The organism is Streptomyces sp. NPDC041784 (genome assembly GCF_055591025.1).
In genome coordinates this window covers 31,383-46,772 of record NZ_JBVJAB010000006.1, presented here as the reverse complement: position 1 = coordinate 46,772, position 15,390 = coordinate 31,383, and the positions used below count along the sequence as shown (strand labels likewise).

At 70.3% G+C, this 15,390-nt stretch carries 21 protein-coding genes; 11 read left to right on the top strand and 10 right to left on the bottom strand.

Annotated features, from left to right (window positions below; all coding sequences use genetic code 11):
* Window positions 1-74 precede the first annotated feature (74 nt).
* Window positions 75-1,757, top strand: coding sequence for a glycoside hydrolase family 13 protein (locus tag ACZ6D7_RS14605; protein ID WP_469489595.1), 1,683 nt, complete (start codon window positions 75-77; stop codon window positions 1,755-1,757).
* Between the two features lie 10 nt (window positions 1,758-1,767).
* Here the strand turns inward: ACZ6D7_RS14605 and ACZ6D7_RS14600 are convergent, their stop codons facing one another.
* Complete coding sequence (locus ACZ6D7_RS14600) at window positions 1,768-2,499, bottom strand: DUF4142 domain-containing protein (RefSeq protein ID WP_469490748.1); 732 nt, start codon at window positions 2,497-2,499, stop codon at window positions 1,768-1,770.
* Window positions 2,500-2,695: 196 nt separating this feature from the next.
* Here ACZ6D7_RS14600 and ACZ6D7_RS14595 point away from each other — a divergent pair, with 196 nt between their 5' ends.
* Complete coding sequence (locus ACZ6D7_RS14595; protein ID WP_469489588.1) at window positions 2,696-3,400, top strand: MOSC domain-containing protein; 705 nt, start codon at window positions 2,696-2,698, stop codon at window positions 3,398-3,400.
* 169 nt (window positions 3,401-3,569) lie between these two features.
* Here the strand turns inward: ACZ6D7_RS14595 and ACZ6D7_RS14590 are convergent, their stop codons facing one another.
* From ACZ6D7_RS14590 to ACZ6D7_RS14580, 3 genes are all read right to left on the bottom strand, one after another.
* Window positions 3,570-3,929 carry a hypothetical protein gene (locus ACZ6D7_RS14590; protein ID WP_469489585.1) on the bottom strand — a complete coding sequence of 120 codons (360 nt, stop codon included), beginning with the start codon at window positions 3,927-3,929 and terminating at the stop codon, window positions 3,570-3,572.
* A 94-nt stretch (window positions 3,930-4,023) separates the two neighbouring features.
* The gene (locus tag ACZ6D7_RS14585; protein WP_469489582.1) at window positions 4,024-4,914 is read right to left on the bottom strand and encodes an RpnC/YadD family protein; all 891 of its coding nucleotides are present in this window, start codon (window positions 4,912-4,914) and stop codon (window positions 4,024-4,026) included.
* Complete coding sequence (locus ACZ6D7_RS14580) at window positions 4,915-5,322, bottom strand: ATP-binding protein (protein ID WP_469489579.1); 408 nt, start codon at window positions 5,320-5,322, stop codon at window positions 4,915-4,917.
* 211 nt (window positions 5,323-5,533) lie between these two features.
* On the opposite strand from ACZ6D7_RS14580, the gene ACZ6D7_RS14575 reads away from it, so the two are divergent.
* The 5 genes from ACZ6D7_RS14575 (at window position 5,534) to ACZ6D7_RS14555 (ending at window position 8,262) form a co-directional block, all read left to right on the top strand.
* A complete protein-coding gene (locus ACZ6D7_RS14575) occupies window positions 5,534-6,352 on the top strand; it encodes a helix-turn-helix domain-containing protein (RefSeq protein ID WP_469489575.1) in 819 nt (272 codons plus the stop codon).
* Window positions 6,353-6,359: 7 nt separating this feature from the next.
* A complete protein-coding gene (locus ACZ6D7_RS14570) occupies window positions 6,360-6,551 on the top strand; it encodes a DUF397 domain-containing protein (RefSeq protein WP_469489571.1) in 192 nt (63 codons plus the stop codon).
* A complete protein-coding gene (locus ACZ6D7_RS14565; protein ID WP_469489568.1) occupies window positions 6,548-6,763 on the top strand; it encodes a DUF397 domain-containing protein in 216 nt (71 codons plus the stop codon). Before ACZ6D7_RS14570 ends, ACZ6D7_RS14565 begins: the two co-directional genes overlap by 4 nt.
* Before the next feature lie 44 nt (window positions 6,764-6,807).
* Window positions 6,808-7,527 (top strand): class I SAM-dependent methyltransferase, encoded by a 720-nt coding sequence (locus ACZ6D7_RS14560; RefSeq protein ID WP_469489565.1) that lies wholly within the window; start codon window positions 6,808-6,810, stop codon window positions 7,525-7,527.
* Window positions 7,528-7,713: 186 nt separating this feature from the next.
* On the top strand, window positions 7,714-8,262 hold the full coding sequence (locus tag ACZ6D7_RS14555) for a DUF1062 domain-containing protein (protein WP_469489562.1): 549 nt from the start codon (window positions 7,714-7,716) through the stop codon (window positions 8,260-8,262).
* A 69-nt stretch (window positions 8,263-8,331) separates the two neighbouring features.
* On the opposite strand, the gene ACZ6D7_RS14550 is transcribed toward ACZ6D7_RS14555, so the two are convergent.
* Window positions 8,332-8,904: a TetR/AcrR family transcriptional regulator gene (locus tag ACZ6D7_RS14550; RefSeq protein WP_469489556.1), complete on the bottom strand. Its 573-nt coding sequence runs from the start codon at window positions 8,902-8,904 to the stop codon at window positions 8,332-8,334.
* 68 nt (window positions 8,905-8,972) lie between these two features.
* Here ACZ6D7_RS14550 and ACZ6D7_RS14545 point away from each other — a divergent pair, with 68 nt between their 5' ends.
* Together ACZ6D7_RS14545 and ACZ6D7_RS14540 are read left to right on the top strand one after the other, a co-directional pair.
* Window positions 8,973-9,584, top strand: a complete 612-nt coding sequence (locus ACZ6D7_RS14545) for a dihydrofolate reductase family protein (protein ID WP_469489553.1) — start codon at window positions 8,973-8,975, stop codon at window positions 9,582-9,584.
* A gap of 4 nt (window positions 9,585-9,588) precedes the next feature.
* Window positions 9,589-10,377 carry a hypothetical protein gene (locus ACZ6D7_RS14540; protein WP_469489550.1) on the top strand — a complete coding sequence of 263 codons (789 nt, stop codon included), beginning with the start codon at window positions 9,589-9,591 and terminating at the stop codon, window positions 10,375-10,377.
* Window positions 10,378-10,479: 102 nt separating this feature from the next.
* Here ACZ6D7_RS14540 and ACZ6D7_RS14535 read toward each other — a convergent pair whose 3' ends face one another.
* The 3 genes from ACZ6D7_RS14535 to ACZ6D7_RS14525 all read right to left on the bottom strand — a co-directional run bounded on the left by ACZ6D7_RS14535 (window position 10,480) and on the right by ACZ6D7_RS14525 (window position 12,654).
* A complete protein-coding gene (locus ACZ6D7_RS14535; RefSeq protein ID WP_469489547.1) occupies window positions 10,480-11,133 on the bottom strand; it encodes a hypothetical protein in 654 nt (217 codons plus the stop codon).
* 76 nt (window positions 11,134-11,209) lie between these two features.
* A complete protein-coding gene (locus ACZ6D7_RS14530; protein ID WP_469489544.1) occupies window positions 11,210-12,124 on the bottom strand; it encodes a hypothetical protein in 915 nt (304 codons plus the stop codon).
* Window positions 12,125-12,129: 5 nt separating this feature from the next.
* Window positions 12,130-12,654: a hypothetical protein gene (locus ACZ6D7_RS14525; protein ID WP_469489542.1), complete on the bottom strand. Its 525-nt coding sequence runs from the start codon at window positions 12,652-12,654 to the stop codon at window positions 12,130-12,132.
* A gap of 216 nt (window positions 12,655-12,870) precedes the next feature.
* On the opposite strand from ACZ6D7_RS14525, the gene ACZ6D7_RS14520 reads away from it, so the two are divergent.
* Entirely contained in the window at window positions 12,871-13,356 is a 486-nt protein-coding gene (locus tag ACZ6D7_RS14520; protein WP_469489540.1) for a DUF7144 family membrane protein, read from the top strand.
* A 42-nt stretch (window positions 13,357-13,398) separates the two neighbouring features.
* On the opposite strand, the gene ACZ6D7_RS14515 is transcribed toward ACZ6D7_RS14520, so the two are convergent.
* On the bottom strand, window positions 13,399-13,587 hold the full coding sequence (locus ACZ6D7_RS14515; protein ID WP_469489537.1) for a hypothetical protein: 189 nt from the start codon (window positions 13,585-13,587) through the stop codon (window positions 13,399-13,401).
* Window positions 13,588-13,889: 302 nt separating this feature from the next.
* Here ACZ6D7_RS14515 and ACZ6D7_RS14510 point away from each other — a divergent pair, with 302 nt between their 5' ends.
* The gene (locus ACZ6D7_RS14510; protein ID WP_469490743.1) at window positions 13,890-14,825 is read left to right on the top strand and encodes an RNA polymerase sigma-70 factor; all 936 of its coding nucleotides are present in this window, start codon (window positions 13,890-13,892) and stop codon (window positions 14,823-14,825) included.
* Between the two features lie 36 nt (window positions 14,826-14,861).
* Here the strand turns inward: ACZ6D7_RS14510 and ACZ6D7_RS14505 are convergent, their stop codons facing one another.
* Window positions 14,862-15,353: a GNAT family N-acetyltransferase gene (locus tag ACZ6D7_RS14505; RefSeq protein WP_469489532.1), complete on the bottom strand. Its 492-nt coding sequence runs from the start codon at window positions 15,351-15,353 to the stop codon at window positions 14,862-14,864.
* Window positions 15,354-15,390: the final 37 nt, after the last annotated feature.

Below are 15,390 nucleotides of genomic sequence, written 5' to 3'. Positions count from 1 at the left end.
CGTCACGTGTGGAGCGATTCCCTCCGCAACGTACGGACGTTCACTTTCCCGGCAATGTGGACAGTCTTCTCTCCATGACGCCTTCCAGGACCTCTCCCGTGACGCTCCCCCTGACGGACTTGTCACCCCACAACCCCGACTGGTGGCGCCAGGCCGTCGTCTACCAGGTCTATCCCCGCAGCTTCGCCGACGCGGACGGCGACGGCCTCGGCGACCTGCGCGGCGTCACCGACCGCCTCCCCCACCTGGCCGCCCTCGGCGTCGACGCGCTCTGGCTCAGCCCCTTCTACCCCTCCGAACTCGCCGACGGCGGCTACGACGTCGCCGACCACCGTGACGTCGACCCCCGCCTGGGCACCCTCGCCGACTTCGACACGCTCGCCGCCGAGGCCCACCGCCTCGGCCTGAAGGTGATCGTCGACATCGTCCCCAACCACACCTCCCACCTGCACCCCTGGTTCCAGGAGGCCCTCGCCGCCGGCCCCGGCTCCCCGGCCCGCGACCGCTACGTCTTCCGCGACGGACGCGGCCCGGCCGGCGAACACCCGCCCACCGACTGGCAGTCGGTCTTCGGCGGCAGCGCCTGGCAGCGCGTCCCCGACGGCCAGTGGTACCTCCACCTCTTCGCCCGCGAACAGCCCGATCTGAACTGGGACCACGCCGAGGTCCGCGAGGACTTCCGCACCACCCTGCGCTTCTGGTCCGACCGAGGCGTCGACGGCTTCCGCATCGACGTCGCCCACGCCCTCGCCAAGGACCTCTCCACGCCCCTGCGCGACCTCGGCACCCCGGAGGCGAGCGGCGAGGAGGCCCTCGCCCACCTGCCCCCGGGCACCCACCCCTTCTACGATCGCGACGAGGTCCACGAGATCTACCGCGACTGGCGCCGCGTCCTCGACGCCTACTCCCCGCCCCGCACGGCGGTCGCCGAGGCCTGGGTGCCGGGCGCCCGCCGCGCCCTCTACGCCCGCCCCGACGAACTGAACCAGGCCTTCAACTTCGAGTACCTCCAGGCCCCGTGGGACGCCGACGCGATCCGCCGGGTCATCACCGACTCCCTCGCCACGGCCCGCGCCGTCGGCGCCTCCGCCACCTGGGTCCTCTCCAACCACGACGTCCTGCGCCACCCCTCCCGCCTCCAGCTCCCCGCCGGCACGGACGAGAACGCCTGGCTGCTGTCGGACGGCACCACGCCGCCCGTCGACGAGCGGACCGGCCTGCGCCGCGCCCGCGCCGCCACGCTCCTGATGCTGGCGCTGCCGGGATCGTCGTACGTCTACCAGGGCGAGGAACTCGGTCTGCCGGAGGTCGCCGACCTGCCCGTCGAGGTGCTGAGGGACCCGCTGTGGGAACAGACGGGCCGCACCCGCAAGGGCCGCGACGGCTGCCGGGTGCCGCTGCCGTGGACGACCACGGGACCGTCGTACGGCTTCGGCGCGGCCGGTGCCTGGCTGCCGCAGCCGCCGTCCTTCGCGCGGTACGCCGTCGAGGCCCAGGACGGTGTGGACGGCTCCACCCTGGAGTTCTACCGCACGGCCCTGCGGCTGCGCCGCAAGCTGATCGAGGGCGAGGAGCTGACCTGGGACCGGGACACCCCGCACGGTGTCCTGGCCTTCGCCCGCTCCGACGCCTGGCGCTGCGTCACCAACCTGTCGGCCGTGCCCGTTCCCCTGCCGCCCGGCGAGGTGCTGCTCATCAGCGCCCCGCCGGCCGACGACGGACAGCTGGCCCCGGACACGACGGTCTGGCTGGCCTGAGAAGGGGGCCCTACTGCTGTGGCTCCTGTTCGTTCACCGCGGCGCCCAGGTCCACCGGGGTGGACGTGGCGGTCGGCGGCGGGGTCAGCACGATCTGCGGCTGGCCGGCCGGCGGGGCCGGCGGGGTCAGGTCCGACTTGGGCAGCTTCGGCGGGGTGGTCTGCTGGAACAGCGTGGTGTCGTAGTCGACCAGGTTGGTCTTCTCCATCACCGTGATGTGGTCGAGCACGGTGTCATTGGCCTGGTCGGCCAGCGCGCGCACCAGCGAGTTCTTCGTCGTCGAGCGGACCTTCGCCACGGTGTTGAAGATCGAGCCGTGCGTCTGGCGCAGGATGTTGGCGAAGGTGACGTCGAACTGCTTGCCGCTCTCCGACTTCAGCTGGGTGACGAACCCCTCCTGCTGTGGACTGGCCACGTTGGGCAGGGTGATGTTCAGCATCGGCGCGATCTTGCGGCAGGTCTCGTCGAGCGCCGCGTGGCCGTCGATCAGGTGCTCACTGGCGGTCAGGACCGCCTTGCTCTGCCCCTTCTGGAGGCCGATCTGCCCGACCGGGTACTCCCAGAGGCCGGCCGCGCGCACCTTCACCACGAAGTCGCGGTCGCCCTCGGTCAGCGGACCCCACTGGGTGTTGGCGATGATTCTGTCGGTCGAGGTCGAGACGGTGTCCAGTCCGAGCATCGACGGGTACGCCAGGGCAGCCAGTGTCAGGGACAGGGCTCCGCCCACGAAGAGGGTTCCCATCGTGTTCCGCGAGAGTGGCACCGTTCCTCCTGTGTCCGGGTCGGGGAGTTAGCCGGTGGAGGGTCCCCGGCGAAGTCGGACATCGAGAAGTACGGACGCGGGGCTCGTGTGATTCACGGGAAATCGTAAAAACTTGTGGAGAGGGACACGGGGGCGGACAAGGGCCGGACACGGGGCCGGACGAGGGGGGACCGGAATGGCCAGGTTGGCCGGAATCACGTACTACCCGGTGAAAGGGTGCGCGGGCGTCACGCTCACCGAGGCGGCGCTCACTCCGACCGGCCTCACCGACGACCGCGCCTACGCGATCGTCGACGAGAAGGGCGACCTCCGCTGGCAGGGTGAGGATCCCCGGCTGGCCCTCGTCGCACCCGAACTGCGCGACGGCCGACTGACCCTGCGGGCGCCGGGCCACGAGCCGGTACGAGCGACGCACGACGACGGTGACGTCCACGGCGATGTCGACGCCTGGCTCACGGAGGTGCTCGGCCGGCCCAGCAGACTGGTCCGCCCACCCGCCGGCAACCACGGCCGACTGCACGTCGTCTCCTCTTCCGGCCTCGCCGCCCTCAACGCCCGACTGGCCGAGCGCGGCGCCGCCCCCCTGCCCATGAACCGTTTCCGCCCCAACCTCGTCGTCGACGGCTGGGACACCCCCCACACCGAGGACGGGGCCCGCGCGCTCACCATCGGCGGCACCGAACTGGTCTTCACCGAGCGCACGGTCCGCTGCGCGGTCACCATGGTCGACCAGGAGACCGGCCGCAAGGCGGGCCCGGAACCCCTGCGCACCCTCGCCGACTACCGGCGGGCCGAGGGCGGGGTCGTCTTCGGCGCGTACTTCACCGTCCTGCGCCCGGGAAAGGTGTCGGTGGGGGACGAGGTGATCATCCGGCCCTGAGCGGCCGGCCTCACGCCATCCTGGTGGCATGGCCATGCGGCGAATCTGGGCGGCCGGGGGTCCGCCAGTACTCGCCCGCGACTTCCTCCGGACTCGGCCGGGAAGTGGTCAACGTTTCGCCAACCGGCGGGAGCCGGGGCCCCGCCCCGGACGGGGCCCCGGCGCGTGGTCAGCTTCCCGGGCGCAGGAAGATCACCGAGCGCAGCAGCAGCCGATCCGTGGCGGGACGCCCGTGCGGGCGCAGGGTCCAGGAGTCGCCCGAGCAGTCGGTCCCGGTGAACACGATCGCGAACTCGTCGGTGTCGTTGTGCGGGGCGAAGGCGGGTGCGGAGGCGCCCGGGTCCGCGACCTCCGGGAGGGTGACGCACTCGCCGCTCGGCGGGTTGTGGAGGCTGACGGAGATCGGTTCGCCGTCCAGCCCGACCACCTTGTAGCCGAAGTCGCCGGTCGCGGCGTGGGCGGGCGTGGCCAGAACGGCGGTGAGGGCGAGCGCACCGCAGACGGCGGCGAGGGAGTGCCGGAGACGCACGAGGATTCTCGTTTCGTGAGGGGGCATGATCGCCTGCACCCTTGCCGCCGGCGGATCGGCGTATGCGCAGCTCAGACGCGGGAAGGTTTCTGTGTCACCCGTTCGGGCCGACGAAGAGGTCTTCGGCGGTGGTGGCGTGGACGGCGCGATCGGACCACACGGTGAGCTGGTCGAAGTCGGTGCAGCCCTCGATCCGCTCGCGGACGGTGTCCGGCACGGTGATGCCACGCAACTCCAGGATGCGGAGGGTCATCTCGGCACGGTCCTCGACTCGGCCCTCCTCCCGTCCTTGCTCGCGCACCTCTTGGGCGAGGGGGTGGCGCCAGAAGTACTGCATCGTCGTCATGAGGTCCCTCCACATCTGCCGGGCCTGGGGGTCTGTCAGGCACGAGTCGACGAACTGCACGAGTACCGCGGCGGTGTCGCGGTCGATGGTCCCGAGGGCGGTTGCCAGGGATTCCAGTATGGCGGGGGCCTGGCGTCCCCGGCCGTGTGTCATCGCCGAAAGCACCGCGAGGGGTACGTCCTCTCGGGCCTCCTGCTCGGTGGCGATCACGGGGACGTTGTCCGGCCCCAGCACGAACGGTCTCACCGTCAGCGAGGGCATCCTGCGGACGCCGAGATGAATGGGCTCCGCCGCCCAGCGGGCCGTGGCGCGGCTCTGGGTGACGACGATGAGGACGGGCTCGCACCGGTACTTCTCGTGGAGGTAGCTGAGGTAGTACGGCCAGCTGCCGCGCTTCCTCTCGTCCGGCTTGCCCTGCGACTCCACGACCAGCAGGTACGTGCCCTCGTCGGTCTCGGCCCGCAGCAGTGTGTCGACGCGCCGTTCGATGGGCTCGATCTCGGTGAGGTCGACGTTCATGGCGGCGAAGTCGTAGGGCTTGGGGAAGGGGACGTGCAACACGTCTTGCAGGGCACGGGTCAGGAGTTCCGGGTCCTTCTGGAAGATCCGGTGCAGCGCCTCGTGCGACGAGCCGACCATCTACGCGACCCCCAGTTCGCACCACACGAGCTTCCCGCGGCGGCCGAGCCTGGAGAGGGGCTGCCATCCCCAGGTGTCGGAGCAGGCCCGGACGAGAGCGAAGCCGCGGCCGCTCTCGGCGTCGGTGAGCCGCTCCAGCTTGCCGGGGGGCTCGGGGGGCTGAGGGTCGGCGTCCCAGGCACCGATCTGGAGGACGCCGTCGCGGTACCGGATCCGCAGGGCGGCGGGGCCCTTCGTGTGCGTTACGGCATTGGAGACCAGCTCCGAGGTCAGCAGCTCGGCGGTGTCGGTGAGGTGGGTGAGGTGATGGAGGGTGAGGATCAGACGGAGGGTGCGGCGGCAGAGGGTGACGGCGCGAGGGTCGGTGGGGATGTACAGGGTGTACTCCCAGGAGTCGCTTTCGGGCATGCGTCAGCTCCATGCGAGGGAGGGGAGGAGTCGGGGCGCAGGACGGGGCGGTGCGCTTCCGCTGCGTGAAGGTCGCGTCACTGACGGTAGATCTCAATGTAGAGACGAGGCAAGTCGATCGCGTAATCTGACCCCGAACGGGTCGCGCTCGTGGGCGCGTTGAACCTAGGAGCGGTCGAGAGCTTTGAGGCGTGAAGCAACGGCACGTCAGATGCGTCTGGCGACGGAACTGCGCAGGCTCCGTGAGGCGGCGGATCTCAGCGCCCGCCAGGCGGCAGCCCTGCTTGGGGTCAGCCCGACCCAGATCACCCACATCGAGTCCGGGCTCGCGGGGGTGAGTGAACAGCGCCTACGCCGCCTCGCCTCCCACTACGCCTGCACAGACGGCGAGTTCATCGACGCCCTGGTCACGATGGCTACCGACCGGACGCGCGGCTGGTGGGAGGAGTACCGGGGGCTGCTGCCGACATCCTTCCTTGATCTGTCGGAGCTGGATCACCACGCGAGATTCCGGCACGACGTTGCTGTGTTGTACGTCCCGGGCCTGCTTCAGACGGAGGCCTACGCCCGAGCCGTCTTCTCCTCAAGGGTTCCTGAACTCACCGAAGAGGAGCTTGAGGTGCGCGTCCGGCATCGCATAGAACGCCGGGTGATCATCGAAGGTCCCTCGGCCATCCCGTACCAGGCGGTGATCCACGAGGCGGCTCTGCGCATCCGAGTCGGCGATCGTGCGGCCTCCCGAGCTCAACTCACTCGCGTCTTGGCGCTTTCCGAAGCAGACAACGTGAGCGTCCGGGTTATCCCCTTCGACCTGGACGGCTTCACCCGTGCCGGAAGCACCATGACGTACGTGGGCGGCCCCGTATCCAAACTGGACACGGTCGTCCGTGACACACCCCTCGGTACGGTCTCCATCGATTCAGAGGCTCAACTCAGCGCATCACGAACGATCTTTCATAAAATGGAGGCTGCGTCATTCGACCCCGACCGCTCGCGTGACTTCGTCCACAGGCTGGCCAAGGAACTGTGAGGACACCATGACCACCCCCGACAACTGGCGGAAGTCCTCCTTCTCCGGTGGCGGCGACGGCAACGACTGCCTCGAACTCGCCTCCTCCACGCCCACCACTCTCCACCTCCGTGAGTCGGACCGCCCCGCCACCATCCTCACCAGTACCGCGGCCTCCGTCGACAACCTCCTCCGCGCAATACGGGACGGTGCCTTGTGAAGCGCCCCATTGAAGCCGCGCTCGGCAACTGGCAGAAGTCGACCTACTCCGGTGGCGGCGACGGCAACGACTGCCTCGAACTCGCCTCCTCCACCCCCACCACCCTCCACCTCCGCGAGTCCGACACCCCCGCCACCGTCCTCACCGTCACCCCCACCCCCCTCACCCACCTCCTCCAGGCCCTACGCGACGGCGTCGCCCGCCGTCCCTAGGTTCCGCCCGGCCGATCATGTGACTTGACCACTACGCTGCGGCGATGGAACCCGTAGCCGACGTGCCCGCGAATGACTACGACAGCTTCGCCGAGGCGTTCTCCGCGGAAACCGAGAACAACCTCGTGAACGCGTACTACGAGCGGCCCGCGATGGTGGCCCTCGCCGGAGACGTGGTTGGGCGCCGGATCCTGGACGCCGGCTGCGGCTCGGGCTCATTGTCCGCCGCACTGCGCGATCGCGGTGCCGTCGTCACCGGCATCGACGCCAGCGCCGGGATGCTGGCACTGGCCAGGCGGCGGCTGGGTGACGACGTGGCCCTGCACGCGGTCGATCTGAGAGACCGTCTGCCGTTCGCCGACGGCGCGTTCGACGACGTGGTCGCGTCGCTGGTCCTGCACTACCTGGAGGACTGGGGGCCGACGCTGGCCGAGATACGGCGAGTCCTCAGGCCCGGCGGCCGGCTGATCGCGTCCGTGGAGCACCCCTTCGTGGCCTACGCGTTCCAGGATCCTCGGCCCGACTATTTCGCGACCACCAGCTATACCTTCGACTGGACGTTCAACGGGCGGTCCTTCCCGATGAGGTTCTGGCGCAGGCCGTTGCACGCGATGACCGACGCCTTCACCACCGCCGGCTTCCGTCTTGCCGCCATCACCGAGCCGCAGCCCGAGCCGGCCGCACGTGAACTGTTCCCCGACGGCTTCCACGACCTTGCGACCAGACCCACCTTCCTGTTCTTCGAAGTCACGGTGCCGCGGTGAGGCGCTGGAAAACCAGTGGGGCGGTGCCGTCGCGCACCGCTACCGTGCTGCCGAACCAAGTCGTCTAGGCAAGGACGGTCCGTTGTACACCGTGTGAGACCTCCAGAGCGCTGATCGGTCGCGCGTCGCGCATGTGCGCCGCGCTGCTTTTTGCTGCGGACTTCTCACTGGAAACGGTGTACTTCTGTGCTCAATATCTGGGTGGTCATGCCCACCTGCCTGCCGCTCGTCATCCGCCGTTGCCACACCTGCGCGTCCGAGCGCTTCCGGCCGAACGGCAAATTCCGCGTCAACGCCAACCACAAGCTCATCGACGCCTGGCTCCTGGTGCTCTGCACCGGGTGCGGGGAAACGGCCAAGCTCACGGTCCTGGAGCGGATGAACGTGCGCTCCGTACGACCTGAGCTGCTGGACCGGATGCATGACAACGACCCTGGTCTGGCGGCCGAGTTGCTCCAGGATCCGGTCGTACGGCGCCGTAATCGCATCGCCCTCGACTGGGACAACGCCTGGCGCCTCGACACCGGCGGTTCGGATCATCTGGACCGCGAGGTGATCGACGTCTCGGTCCGCTTCGCGGCGCGGATCCCTGTCCGGCCGGTGCGACTGATCGCTGAAGGGTGCGGTCTTTCGCGGGCCGAGGTCGAGAGACTGATCACGGAGGGGGATCTCGTCTCGGCGGTCCGGCTGAACGGCAAGCTCTCCGGCGACTTCACCTTCATGCTCAAGCGCTGAGCCCTCCCCGGGGCAAGGGGCCTGTCCGGCAAGACCCGCCGGACAGGCCCAGGCCCAGGCCCTCGTCCGCTAGTCCACGATCCGTTCCACCGCCGCCCGTACCAACGCCTCCCGCTCCGCCTCCCCGAAGACGTCCGGGAGCGTGAGCTGTTCGACGATCATCCAGTTCAGGGTGAGGATCAGCAGCTTGACGGCCGTCGCGTCGCCGGGCAGGCCCGATGCCTCGTGGTACGCGACGTTCGCGTCGACGTCCGCGCGGACCCGCTCCGTGAGGACCTTCCGCAGTTCGGGGCGCCGGGTGGCCTCCAGGCGGAGTTCGAGGAGGGCCAGGTAACCCGTCCGGAAGGACGAGACGCGGCCCACCAGCTCCCGCATCAGCTCGACGTACGTCTCCCGGTCCCGCCCGGCCGTCCGCTGGCGCTCGATCGTCGCCGCGTCGGGCTGGAGCCGCTCGTAGACGCGGGCGCCGGCCTGGGTGAGGAGGTCGTCGCGGTTGGTGAAGTAGTTGGAGGCGGTGCCGTTGGGCACGGCGGCCTCGGTGTCCACCGCGCGGAAGGTCAGCCCCCGCGCGCCCTCCCGTGCCAGGACCTCGATCGCGGCGTCGACGAGAGCCGCGCGTCGCTGGTCGTTCCGTCTCACCATTGACACCACTCCAGGTGTAGTACTAAGTTCTGACCACTTCAGTCAGAGTACTACGCATGGAGTCGCAGTTGCGAAAGCTCGTGTACTACATCGCTGTCACGCTCGACGGCCGCATCGCGGGCCCGGGCGGAGAGTACGACTTCTTCCCCATGGGCGACGAGAAGCAGGCCGCCGCCTACTCCGCCTGGACCAGCGCGGTGTACCCCGAGACCGTCCCGACGCCCGCGCGCGCCGCCGTCGGCGTCGCCGACCTGCCCAACCGGAACTTCGACACGGTCCTCATGGGCCTCGGCGCGTACCGGCCCGGGCTGGACGCCGGGGTCACCAGCCCGTACGCGCACCTGCGCCAGTACGTGGTGTCCAGCACCCTGAAGCCCGACATCGACCCGGCGGTCACGGTTGTACCCGGCGACCCGCTCGCGCTCGTCCGTGAGCTGAAGCAGGAAGAGGACGCCCTGGACATCTGGCTCTGCGGCGGCGGCAAGCTGGCCGGTGCCCTGCTGCCCGAGATCGACGAACTGGTGATCAAGAGCTACCCGGTGGTCGTCGGCACCGGCCTCCCGGCCTTCGACGGCGCCTTCGACCCCACGGTCTTCGACGTCGCCGAACGCACCGCCTTCCCCAACGGCGTCACCCTCACCCACCTCACGCGTCGCGAGGGCTCCTCTTCGCCCTCATGAGCCCATGCCTGCCGCGCCGCGCTTCGCGTCGCGGCAGGCCGTCCCGCATGGGAACAGGATCCAGTCAGCGAACCCGCTGGAGCGAGTGCTCTATGTGCGCAAGGGATACCCCGTGACGAGGCAGGTCGTGGACCGCAATGAACCCGTCCTGTGGCTGTCCGAGACGTACGAGGCCGGTGAGGTGGGTGGTGAGGGTTCGGAGCTGGCCGCCTGGGGGAACGGCTACGGAGACGAACAGCTCTACGTGGGTGAATGGTTCCTCAGTAAAGCGACCCGCTCACCGGAACTGAGAAGCAGATACGGCGAACGGGTCCACGTGTGCTCGTACGACGTGTTCGGACGGATCTCCTTCGTGGACGACTGGCTGACCCATGAGCAGGTGCACGACCGTTTGGGAGGCGACCTCGCCAGGTTGCCGAAGCCTGGAGTTCTTCAGGACGCCGAGTCGCTGCCCGCCCGCCTCTCCGCCCGGTACGGCCTGGACCTCGGCTGGGACCGTTGGCCGGACATCTTCCTCGTCACGGCCCTGGACTACGCGAAGGAGACGGTCCTGCTCGTCGCACCGCAACGGTTCGTGATTCCCACCAGGATCAGCGAGCTGGCGGCGGCCCACGGTAAACGGATCACGCGCATTCCAACCGCCAAGTTCACTCGCGAGGAACTGCGCAAGCTCAGTTCCCACTACCTCTTGGAGTTCCAGTACCCGAAGAAGCGCACCGACTGGAACGATCCCGAATACAACCGCTGGATACTCCATCAGTTTTCGGACGTCATGAAGCGCTTCTGGGAATGATGAGGATGCCTCCAGGGGATGCCCGCTGGCAGTCAGCTACGCCGAACCGTTGGCCAGCCGCAGGCGCATCCGACTCACAGCGCGAAGTCAAAGAGGCAGAACTTAGGCCCGCCGCCGCAGCCCGCCGTACAGCGTGGTGCCGGCGACCAGGAGGATCAGGGCGGCCGTGCAGGCGAGGGTGATGTCCGTGGTGTCCTGGTCGTCGGCGCCGCGGGGCAGCCAGGGGTCGAGAAGGCCGAGCGGATCCTCGCGGATCATGATGCGGTCGCCCTTCCCCACCCCCTCCTGCCCGAAGCAGTTCTGCCGCTGCGACACCTCGAACGTCCGCCGCTCACCGCCGACCTCACGGACCGTGCAGACCATGTCGGCGCCGTGCCGCACGTCCTGGTCCACGACGCTCACGACCACGGCGGGTACCTGATCCCCCGCGGTCGTCATGTAGGTCTCGTACACCGCCGGCCCCGCGAACATGGTCAGCCCGAACCCGCCGAACGCGACGATCGTCGCCGCCCCCGCGCGATGCCATCGCCCGCCGACCACCCAGGTCCCGGCCCCGACGATCCCCAGCACCAGCACGACCCCGAGCACCGTCACCCACTGTGCGACGGCGGAGGCCAGCAGCAGGGATCCGGGCAACGCGAGGGCCCAGAGGAGGGAGCCGGGCAGCCGGCGCTCCTGGGCCTTCTCGGAACTGCCGGGCCGTATCACCGTGTCGTGTGCGCTCATGTCGTCTGCGCTCATGTCTCGTGCGCTCATGTCCCCCGTCCTTCACCGGCTGTTACGCGCGCCCACCCTAGGGGGTTGCCCGACCGCCCCCCGACTTCGCCCGCCGTCACCCCTCCGGCGCCTCCACGTCCGCCGTCCGGTGCCGGTGCCGGTGCCACCACACCGCCCCCGACACCACCGACCCCGCGATCAGCACGATGCCCAGCACCGGCCACCGGCTGCTCGCGATCCGGACGTCGGCGACGACCACCCCGAGCGCCAGGACGGCCGGCACCAGCAGGGACAGTGCCGCGCGCCCGGCCCCGGCCAGCGTGGTCGGGTCCAGGCGGCGCCGCCCGGCCGGGACCTCCGCCGCGCCGGACTCCCCGGGGAAGTAGAAACGCACCGCGCGCCGGGTGAGCTGCCCGGTGGCCCGGTCGTACGAGCGCGCCATGTACGGCAGCCAGACCAGCGGGACGACCGTGCCCACCAGGATCACCACCGCCAGCAGCAGCCAGCGGCCGATCTGCGTCCACCGGCCCGGACGGCCGGCGGGATCCTCGGGGACGAGCAGGCCGAGCAGCCGGGCCATGCGCAGGGTGAGGGTCCACAGGGCGGTCGGGCGCACCCCGTGCGAGGGGGCCGGCGCGTGCACGGCGAGGGCGGCACGGGCGGCGTCGACATCGTCGTACACCCCTTGCAGGACCAGCAGTTCGGCCGCACGGTCCGGTTCGGTGGGGTCGCGGCCGGTGAGCGCAGCCAGTTCCAGGCAGATCCGCGACTGGCGCAGCAGCGCCGCGCAGAAGGCGACCGGGATGAGCGCCAGGAACGGGCCGCCGACGAACGCGCCCTCGGCGACCGTGGCCCGGTGGCCGCGGCGGATCACCTCGGCCCGGGTGGGCGGCGGCTCGGCGCCGGCCGTACGGCGGGCCACCGGGCCCAGCCGGCGTACGGCGAGCAGGGCCAGGTGCTCGGGGAGGCGGTGCGGGTCGGCCAGGCCCTCCTTGAGGAGCGAGCCCGGCAGGGACGGGGTGCCGGCCACCGGCGTCAGTACCGCACCGCCCGCGCCACCTCCGTTTTCACCTCGCCCGAGAGGTCGCGGTTGCTGCGCGCGGTCGACGTGCCGGTCTTGCCGGCGGCCACGTCGGAGACGGTGACGACGACCGTGTCGAGCCAGTTGCCGCTGGTGTCCGTGAAGTCGACCTGCACGGCGAAGGACTTCGTCGAGCCCGCGGTGTTGGTGGCGGTGACGTCGACGGTCGCCCGGCCGCCGTCGCTGCCCGGCGTGCCCAGCTTCACGTCGGACTTCACGTCCGTGCCGCCCTTGATCTCGTCCAGCTGCCGCCCCACCTCCGCCGTCGCCGAGGCGAACGCCGACGAGGCCTCGGCGGAGAGGGAGGAGGCGGCGGCCGTGGCCGCCTCCCGGCCCAGGGACTCGGCGGCGGAGGCGGCCTTGCTGACGGCGGACGACACGGACGACGGCGTGTCGTCGTCCGAGCAGCCGGTCAGGACGGCGGCGCAGCAGACTGCCGCCGCCACCGTCAGCGGCAGCGTGTTCTTGGTGCGCGGCATGCGTGCCTCCTGGTGGTCCCGTGGCCTCCTTCCAGTGAAGGCCCGCCCGCCCCCACCCGCATGCCGGCTCACCCGGACGGCCCAGTCCCCGTGGTGGTGGCCCTCACCCGGACGGAAGGTCGAAGGGCAGCTCCACCCGACGACCCGGATCCACCCGACGACCCGGATCCACCCGACGGACTCGGATCCACCCGACGACAGAGACGGGGTACGGCCATGAGCGGTCAGTCGCAGTCCCACTCCTCCCAGGAGCCGCCGATCTGGGACCCCTCCCACCAGGGCACCGGCTCCCCCGGCGGCCCGACCCGGCACTGGGCCGGACGCGGCAGCTTGGCCGCCGGCGGGGTCACCTTCGCGGGTGTGCTGATGCTGGTGAACGGGTTCCTGCACGTCTTCCAGGGCATCTCCGCGATCGCCGAGGACGACGTGTACGCCCTGTCCGGCGGGTACGTCTACGAGATCAACCTCACCGCGTGGGGCTGGATCCTGCTGGGCGTGGGCGTCGTGGCGGCGGCGACCGGCGCCTGGCTCCTCATGGAGAAGGCCGAGTGGGCCCGATACAGCGGCATCATGCTCGCCTCCCTGAGCGTGATCGTGCAGTTCCTGTTCCTGCCCTACGCCCCGGTCTGGTCGATCATCCTCATCGCGATGGACATCTTCGTGATCTGGGCGCTGGTGGCGTACCGGCCCGACCTGCCCTGACCCGGCCCTGACTCGGGCCCCGGCCGCTCGGCGTCGGGTGGTTCAGCGCCGCGCCTTCTTGTAGCGGCGCATCAGCTCGACGATCCGCGCCTGGTCCGCCCCGGCGTTCAGCGCGGTGAGCAGGTCGTCCGGACACAACTCGTAGAAGTCGCCCCAGTAGCCGCGGCGACGGTGGTCCCAGATCCGGTATCCGCCGGGCACGCCCCGGGCCACGTAACGCCGCTTGGCCATCCCGGCCCTCCCCTTCGGTGATCACCTCCCTTACGGTGATCACCTCCCTTGCGGTGATCACCGCAGTGTCCCGTGACGTGCCCACTCCTCGCACGGATTTCCGACGCCGATGGGGCAGTCGTAACATGTGACCGGCATCACATTCCTCGTGTGTCACGTCCCGCCCGGGCCACTTGTCCCATGGGCGTCGCGTCACCGGAAGCGAACGGTGGCCCCGCCCTGGGAGTGGCACGATGATCGGCAAGGACGGCAAGGACGGCAAGGACGGCAAGGACGGCAAGGATGCCAAGGACACTGGGACGATGACGGAGACCGACCCCTATCTGGCACACCGCCGGCTGCTGTTCGCCACCGCCTACCGCATGCTCGGCAGCGTCGCCGACGCCGAGGACGTCCTCCAGGACGCCTGGCTGAACTGGAACGCGGCGGACCGCACGGCCGTCCGCAACCCCCGCGCCTACCTGGTCCGTACGGTCACCAACCTCTCCCTCAACCGCCTCACCTCGGCCCGCGCCACCCGCGAGCAGTACGTCGGCCCCTGGCTGCCCGAGCCTCTGCTCACCGCACCCGACGCTCCTGCCGAAGAGACGGAGATGACGGACACCGTGTCCACGGCCATGCTGGTGGTCCTCGAGACCCTGTCCCCGCTGGAGCGCGCGGTGTTCGTCCTGCGCGAGGTCTTCGGCTACTCGCACGCGGAGATCGCCGGGATCCTCGACCGCCCCGAACCGGCCGTCCGCCAGACCGCGCACCGCGCCCGCGCCCACGTCCAGGCCCGCCGCCCCCGCTTCGACGCGGACGACTCCCGGCGCGCCGAACTCACCTCCCGCTTCATCGCGGCCTGCGAGGGCGGCGACCTGAACGCGCTGATGGAACTCCTGGCCCCCGACGTCACCTGCTGGTCCGACGGCGGCGGCAAGGTCAGCGCCGCCCGCCGCCCCCTGCACGGCGCCGACCACGTGGGCCGCTGGATCCTCGGCGTCCTCACCAAGCGGCACGCGCTCGGCGTACGTTTCCGGCCCGCCGTCCTCAACGGCCAGGTGGGGATCCTCTACGACTTCGACGGGGAGCCGGCCGGGGCGCTCACCTTCGACCTGGTGGACGGCCGGATGCAGGCCATCCGCATCCAGGGCAACCCGGACAAGCTGGCGGGCCTGCGCGGATTCCCCGGAGGAGTCGGCTCAGAGGGCTCACAGGACTCAGAGGGCTCAGGGGGCTCGGACGGCTCGGACGGCTGACCGGCTGAGCCGGATCAGCGAGCCGGTCCAGCCTGTCTAGCCGACCTGCGGGGCCTGGGCGGCCAGTTCGGCGAGGGGCGTCCCGGTGAGGTGGCAGACCCGCCAGTCGTCGACGATCTGCGCGCCGATCGACTTGTAGAAGGCGATCGTCGGCTCGTTCCACTCCAGCACGCACCACTCGAAGCGCTCGTAACCGTGGCGGGCGCAGACCGCGGCCAGGGCGGCGAGCAGCGCCTTGCCGTGGCCGCCGCCGCGCGCCTGCGGGCGGACGAACAGGTCCTCCAGGTGCACACCACGGGTGCCGGTCCAGGTGGAGAAGCTCGGGAACCACAGGGCGAACCCGACGGTCTCGGCCGTCTCGTCGTCCTGCGCGATCAGCGCGTACGCGGCGGGATGCGCGCCGAACAAGGCCTCACGCAGCTGCTCCTCACCGGCGCGGGCCTCCTCGGCCGACCGGTGGTAGGCGGCGAGTTCGCCGATCATGGCGCGGATCTCGGGGACGTCGTGGACGGTGGCTGCTCGGATCATGGTGGGGAGCATGGTTCACGGCGCGCGAGGGTGTCCA